The following is a 7,371-nucleotide window of genomic DNA, read 5'->3' on the forward strand; positions in this document are numbered from 1 at the left end:
ACGCGGAACACCTCCCAGCGCAGTCAGTCGGCAGCTCATACCCTGTGAGGTTACGACCTCGATGACCGATCCTGTCCAGGTCGACGACTACGCGAGAACGTCAGGTCCACGGTTTGCGATTGGAACGCGTCCGCAGGCAATTCCAGGCGTGGCGCAAATCGTTCCGATTCGGGCAAACACAGTTCGTGCAAACATAGTTCGTTCGCGGTCGATCATGCAGCAGCTCCGCGTCGCTCAGTTGTCGCAGACACGCGATAGAAGGACCACCACACCACCCACCAGCACATACCCGCACTCGATCACACCTATTTCCCTCCGGAACGGAAAGCGATCCGCTCATGACCGACCGCACAACGACAGCCGCGACAACGAGAAACTACGTGCCCTACAGCGACGACCTGGAGCAGATCGGCCCCCGCGAAGAAGAACAGATCGAAAACGTCGTCGCGACGCTCCGAAAGAACAACGAGTGGGCATTCAAGAAACACAACCATGCCATCCGCGACGCACACGCCAAGAGTCATGGCGTCCTCCGGGGCGAACTCGTCACTTCCGCCGACCTCCCTGAACACCTCCGCCAAGGCCTATTCGCCGCGCCTGCGACCTACCCGGTCATCGCACGTCTTTCCAGCACCGCGGGCGCGATCCGGAGCGACAACGTCCGCGGCGTGCGGGCGATGGCAATCAAGGTCCTGGGGGTAACCGGCACGCGGCTGCTGCCCGAGGACCATGGCACATCGCAAGATTTTCTCCTTGTCAACAGCCCATCGTTCCCGTCTGCCGACATCCGCCATTACCGCAGAAGCATGCCATTGGCGTGGCTCCTAGCGAGGACCCCCGACAGCGCTATGAATGTCGTCAGCGCCGTCCTACGCGGGGCCTCCAAAATGCCTGGTCCAGTACGTATTCCGGTTCCAACGGTGCTCAGCCTGTTCGCGCGTCCGAACACGCATGTCCTCGGAGAGATCTATTACACCGCTGCTCCTCTGCGCTTCGGGAAATACATCGCTCAGATCCGGGTCGCCCCGCTCTCCGACGGTGCCAAAGCCCTGACCGGCCAGCTTGTCCCTTCGGGGACCGGTGACAACGTGCACCGCGACACGGTGGTCGACTTCTTCCGCACGAATACGGCCTCATACGCGGTGCAAGCGCAACTCTGCACCGACCTGCGCACAATGCCCATCGAGAACGCCAAGGTGGCGTGGCCACAGAACGAGTCGCCCTTCCAGACAGTCGCGACACTGAACTTCCCACTGCAGAATGCATATAGCCCCGCCCGCAGCGCATACGCGGATGACGTCCTGGCCTTCAACCCGTGGAACGGAATCACCGCCCACAAGCCTCTGGGGTCCATCAACCGGTTGAAGATCAAGACATACCAAGCCTCGAGCGACTTTCGGCACAAGATGAACAAAGTCGAGTTCTCCGAGCCCATAAACATCAGCGAACTGCCCGACTGATAATCAATGCCAACCGACTGCAACAATCCCGATCCATCCACGTCCCCCAAACGATACTCGAGTAGAGATGCTTGACAACTGGCCGCTCATCGATCGACCCGAAGAGTTCCGCGCAATCCAGGCAGCGTTAACTCACGGAACACGCAGTGGCGTTTCACTGTTCGGGCCCCCAGGCGTCGGGAAGACCACACTTGCCCGCGCCGTCACCGAATCCAGTGACTCCAACGTGCAGTGGATCGGTGGAACCCAATCCGCCCGCGGCATCCCCCTCGGCGCATTCGCACCGCTCATCGGACCCACAACCACCCGCGACCCCATCGCTCTCATCTCGGCGGCGCGAACCTCGCTCCTCGAACACCCGAACACCATTCTCGTTGTCGACGACACCCACCTCCTCGACGACATGTCGGCGACCCTGCTCCACCAAACTGCAATCGACCGAGCCGCACGGATCATCGCGACCGTCCGCAGCGGAGAAAAGGTACCGGACGCGATCACATCACTCTGGAAAGACGGCTACCTGAACCGCCTCGAACTCCGCGCCTTCACCAAGGACCAGAGCATCACACTGATCGAAACCATCATCGGCGGACACCTCGAAGGACTCAGCGCCGACGTCATGTGGGAAACCTCCGGTGGCAACGCCCTCTACCTCCGACACCTCGTCGAAGGCACACTCGAGGCCGGCAAACTCCGCAAGGTCCACAACGTATGGCAGCTTCGCGGCGGCACAGTCGTGACGACGAGCCTCGCCTCGCTGCTCGAGAGCCGCCTCGAGGAATCCGGCGACGGTGTCGTCAACGCCCTCCGTCTGGTCGCGTTCTGCGAACCGATCCACATCGACGTGCTCTGCGCCCTAGCGGGTGAAGACGCGGTGGACACCGCCGAGACACGCGGCCTGATCCACATCGTCGACAACGGCCGCCAAGCCCGCTTCAGCCACCCACTATTCGGGGAAGTTGTCAGACGCCGCGTCGGAACCGCCGCCGCACGCCGGCTCCGCGGCCAACTCGTCACCGCCCTCCGCGAACGCGAAGGAACCTCCGCCAGCGCACGCATCAAGATCGCCCAGCTCTATCTCGACAGCGACCAGACCGCCGACACCCATCTCCTCACCACCGCCGCACGCGACGCCATCGCACTGTCCAACGTGCCGCTCGGCGAACGACTCGCCCACGCCGCACTCCAGCAGGGCGGCGGCCTCGACGCCGCCGAGGTCAAGTCCCGAGCCCTTCTATGGCAGGGTCACCCCCGCCAGGCCGAGGAGGCACTGGCCCAGTTCAACCCCGACGACATGGACGAACTTCAACTCGTTCGCTGGGGAATTCCTTTACTGTCCCTCATGTTCTGGTCGATGGAAACCCCGGAGCGTGCCCACCAACTCCTCACACTCCTCCACGACCGCATCACACACCCCACCCTGAAACTCGTTGTCGCGGCGACTGAGTCCGCCATGGCGGTCCACGAGAACAACCTCGCGGAGGGACTCGCACTCGCCGAGGAGGTCCTGTCCAACCCCGCCGCACCGATGCAGGCCGTCGAATGGGCCGCCTTCAGCAAAGGACTGGCGCTTCCGCTAGCCGGTCGCGGAGCCGAGTTCGGCCCCATCGCCACCAGATGCCGCTCCAATCCCCGGCCCACCGACGGAATGATCCACGTCTTGGTGCACTACTGCGACGTCACGGCCCTCGCCACCATCGGAGACCTCGACACCGCAGACAGGCGCGCAGCCGAGTACTCGGAGTTCACCTCCCCGGGCCAGTTCCTCGGCTGGGGACTCTCACGGGTGATGGCCGGCGAGGTGGCCCTCCGGCGGGGCCGACTACCCGATGTCATCGAGTTTCTAGAACAGGCGCTCGCCGCACTCACCGCGGAGAAGTCCCTACCCTGGCAACTCCCACCCCGAATCCTGATGATCAAAGCGTTCGCCGCGCTCGGTCGTCTCGACGACGCCCAGCGGGTCCTCGCAGAAACCGAGCAGCACTCCGGCGGCTTCGTGGAACTGCACACACCTCGCCTAGCGAGCGCCCGAGCCTGGATCGCTGCAGCTGAAGACTCCGAGTGCAGGAGCATTAAGCTGGCCCGAGATGCCGCGCGGATGGCACGAGAATCGGGACAGCACGGAGTCGAGGCGGACGCACTCCACGACGCCGCCCGGTTCGGCGACCGCACGGTGGCAGACAGGCTGGCAGCACTCGCAGGTCAGAACGACGGCCGGATCGTGACCGTGCAGGCCAATCACGCCGCCGCAGTCGCCGGCTCCGACGGCACCGGCCTCGACGAGGCAAGCAGCGAGTTCGAGGAGATCGGCGTACTTCTGTCCGCTGCCGACTCCGCCGCACAGGCCGCTCTGGCACACGACGATGCCGGCAAGAAATCAGCTGCCAGCGCGTCGGGCGCCCGAGCACTCCGGATCGCGGCAACCTGCGGTGGCGCGACAACACCCGCCATCAAGCACGCTGCACACCCCCTGCCCCTCACGCCACGCGAACGTGAGATCGCCACACTCGTCGCCGCCGGATTGAGCAACAACCAGATTGCCGACCGACTCACCCTGTCCGTGCGCACTGTCGAAGGACATCTCTATCGAGCTTGTTATCGACTCGACCTCACCGACCGCGAACAACTCGCCAATCTCATCCAACAGCTGTAGCGAACTCCATCATGCAGGAAAAATCACCAGCACCCCGGACCTCGCTCCCGCTACAGGGAAACAAGTCACCACGTGCAAACACCCCGCAAGACCACGTCTGTCTCTGGGATTGTTCCCCGCCCCAGCCGCGGCGTCGAGCGGAACAAAATACGCCTGGCATGGCCACGTCAATCGATTGCTGCCGCTCGCGCCGAGCAAACAGCCACCCGACATGGAGACCCGCAACCACCACACTGTCGAATCACGTACTGCACTACGCTACCCACTACACACTGCGCGCGGAACCATCGGGACGGACAGCTCTCCTGCCGAAAGGACGGCACCGTGACATCCCGAATTCATCCACCCCCACACAACACGCAATCGCCACAGGGGAAAGACAACTTCGACTCCCTGGAACGGATCTGCAACCTCGTTCCAAGCACGAAGACGGACTCCGATTGGGTTCTCAGCGACGCCCTCGCCTGCAACGCCATCGAACTCGCGACACCTCCCCCGTCCGTAGACCTTCGCGAAAACTGGTGGGACGTTGGCGATCAGGAGGACACTGGCTCCTGCGTCGGGTGGGCAACCGCCGACGGCCTACTGCGCTACCAGCTCGTCAAAGCCAACCGATTGAGCAAGGGCCACAGACTGTCCCCCCGGTACGTATGGATGGCCTCGAAGGAGACAGACGCCGCCCGCCGCTACCCGGAAACTTTCATCGAAGACAGCAGCACCTCCCTCAAAGCCGCCGTCGCACTCTGCAAGACCTTCGGGGTGGTCACCGAGGACCTACTACCCTTCCACATTGGCCGCACTATGTATCTCGGCGACGAGAGCGCATTCTTCACCGCCGCGTTCACCCGACGCGCCGCGAGCTATTTCAACATGCGGCGCGACCAGATGCAGTGGAAGCACTGGCTCGCGAACATCGGGCCAGTGCTCGTGGGCCTGCGCGTCGACGCGACGTGGGACCAAGTAGGACACACCGGGGAATTGAATGTTTTTCAGCCCGACACGGTGCGCGGCGGGCACGCCGTCACACTCGTCGGCTACCGAGAAGACGGCCGGTTCATCGTCCGAAACAGCTGGGGTGCAGGCTGGGGCGACGGCGGATTCGCATACGCCGGATCCGCCTACATCGAGCAGGCGTTCTTCGACGAATCCTACGGCGTCACGATTTAGGGCAACCGGACCAGACACACGATCCTCTCGGTCACCAGCAGAGAGGCTCAACAGACCCACCCCAGTCGACCCTCGACATACCGGACGTAGGCCTCATTTCAGCGACCCGGGCGTCCCGACAGCCGAAAGCACCCATGCCTGCGCGTCACCATCAGTGTCGCTCACCACAAATAACTACATCACTGGAGGAATACCCATGTTCACTCCGTCACTACTGGACCGCCACAACGCACAGAGACATCTCCGCCACCTCGCCCAACAGCTACCCGCACTACGACCGAACCTCACGAGGATTGCTCCCCGCATCGTCACCACCATCGGGCGGATACCTCGACTGCAGACCACACTGAGCCGTTGGATCATCAACGACTTCGCCTACGCGACGCCACCGCGACCACGTCCGCTCTCGCTCGCAAGCGACTACACGACCTGGACCAGCCTCACAGACCGAAGCTACAGCGGCCGACACCTACCGCCAAGCACACTCGATGAACATGACCTACCAACCGCCGAGGAGGTACTCAACCTGTTCCGCCGCGACCACGAAACAAAGTCCACCGACACCAGCGCAACCTTCATGTTCTTCGCACAGTGGTTCACCGACGCGTTCCTGCGCACCAACCACCGCAACCCCTGCAAAAACACCTCCACCCAAGAAATCGACCTGTGCCAGATCTACGGTTTGCGTCCCACCAAGACTCACATACTGCGGTCACACACAGGCGGACGGCTCAAGAGCCAATTCATCGACAATGAGGAGTACCCACCCTTCCTATTCACGCCACGCAAAGAAGGCGCGCCACTCACCATAGAAGATGAGTTCCAAACCCTCTTCAACGAACAATCCGTCTTTCGGATCCTCTCCCGGATCCCCGACTCAGCCGCAGATCGCCAGAATCGAGAGGACAAGACTTTCGCCACCGGACTCGAATACGGAAACACCACGATCGGTCACACGATACTCAATACCATTTTCCTTCGCGAACACAACCGCATCGCAGATATTATTTCCGATGAAAATCCCAATTGGGAGGAATCACGGAAATTCGAGACCGCCCGGAATGTGATGATCGTCTTACTCATCAAGGTGGTCGTGGAAGACTACATTCGACACATCGCCCCATTCGACTTCCCCATCAAGACGGTCCCCTTTGTCGCCGAAAACGAACAGTGGAATCGATCCAACTGGGCAGCAATCGAATTCAACCTACTCTACCGTTGGCACTCGCTCGTCCCAGAAACAATCGGGACGGAGCCCGACCAACTCCAATACACCGATTTCCTCCACAACAATCCCATCGTCATCAACCGGGGCATCGAAGACCTCCTCACCACGTGCACACAGACACACTCGGGACGGCTAGGCCTCCTGAACACCCCATGGTTCCTCACAGAGCCACCGGCTGACGACCACCCCTCGGCCGAGCAGCGAACTATCCACCTGATGCGAAATTCCCACTTGAAGCCCTACAACAACTACCGGCAAGCCTTCGGACTCAAACCGCTCAACAGCTTCGAAGAACTTACGGGAAATCTCGATATCCAGCAACGACTCAAGAGGCTCTATTCGAATATCGACAATCTGGAATGGTACGTCGGAATCTTCGCGGAAGACTACCCCGACTACCGCATGATGGGCGACCTCATGACCAATATGGTGGCCAACGACGCATTCACCCAAGCATTCACCAATCCATTACTCGCAAAAAACGTCTTCAACTCCGACACCTTCACGCCGACTGGAATGGATATCATCGAGTCAACGCATACCCTCCAACAAATAGTGGAACGGAACTCTCGTCATCCCGAAAGGGTGTCCGCCAGTTTCGGATGCAAGGAACGTTGAAGACTCTCACGATAAACCTTGATTCGTCAACCGATTCGACTCAAGACCCACAATCAGGGAAGGACTTGGCCCGAGCAACAACAACGGAAACTTCTCAAGCGGTGACCATACGGTCAGATAACGATAAGCCCGGTCGTAGCACCGGCTCCCCGCCGACGCCTCCAGATGGGGCGCACGCCGTTGCCTCGAAGTCCGACGAGGCGCCAAGCAGAAAGCTGTTCGGTGGCTCTTCGGCGCACAACCTG

Annotated in this window: 4 protein-coding genes; all 4 read left to right on the forward strand. The window is 61.2% G+C overall.

Annotation, left to right across the window (positions count from 1 at the left end; genetic code table 11):
• Positions 1–338: 338 nt before the first annotated feature.
• The 4 genes from P3H15_RS42490 (at position 339) to P3H15_RS42505 (ending at position 7,126) form a co-directional block, all read left to right on the forward strand.
• Complete coding sequence (locus tag P3H15_RS42490) at positions 339–1,460, forward strand: catalase family protein (protein WP_276142777.1); 1,122 nt, start codon at positions 339–341, stop codon at positions 1,458–1,460.
• A gap of 67 nt (positions 1,461–1,527) precedes the next feature.
• Positions 1,528–4,113, forward strand: coding sequence for a LuxR C-terminal-related transcriptional regulator (locus P3H15_RS42495; RefSeq protein WP_276142778.1), 2,586 nt, complete (start codon positions 1,528–1,530; stop codon positions 4,111–4,113).
• A 324-nt stretch (positions 4,114–4,437) separates the two neighbouring features.
• A complete protein-coding gene (locus tag P3H15_RS42500; protein ID WP_276142779.1) occupies positions 4,438–5,280 on the forward strand; it encodes a C1 family peptidase in 843 nt (280 codons plus the stop codon).
• Between the two features lie 196 nt (positions 5,281–5,476).
• Entirely contained in the window at positions 5,477–7,126 is a 1,650-nt protein-coding gene (locus P3H15_RS42505) for a peroxidase family protein (RefSeq protein WP_276142780.1), read from the forward strand.
• The last annotated feature ends 245 nt before the right edge of the window (positions 7,127–7,371 follow it).

Origin of the sequence: Rhodococcus sp. T2V (genome assembly GCF_029269925.1) — a bacterium.
In the GTDB taxonomy this organism is placed as follows: domain Bacteria; phylum Actinomycetota; class Actinomycetes; order Mycobacteriales; family Mycobacteriaceae; genus Rhodococcus_F; species Rhodococcus_F koreensis.

Coding starts and splice junctions, on each gene's coding strand:
- P3H15_RS42490 (WP_276142777.1), top strand. CDS start 339: ATGACCGACCGCACAACGACAGCCGCGACAACGAGAAACTACGTGCCC.
- P3H15_RS42495 (WP_276142778.1), top strand. CDS start 1,528: ATGCTTGACAACTGGCCGCTCATCGATCGACCCGAAGAGTTCCGCGCA.
- P3H15_RS42505 (WP_276142780.1), top strand. CDS start 5,477: ATGTTCACTCCGTCACTACTGGACCGCCACAACGCACAGAGACATCTC.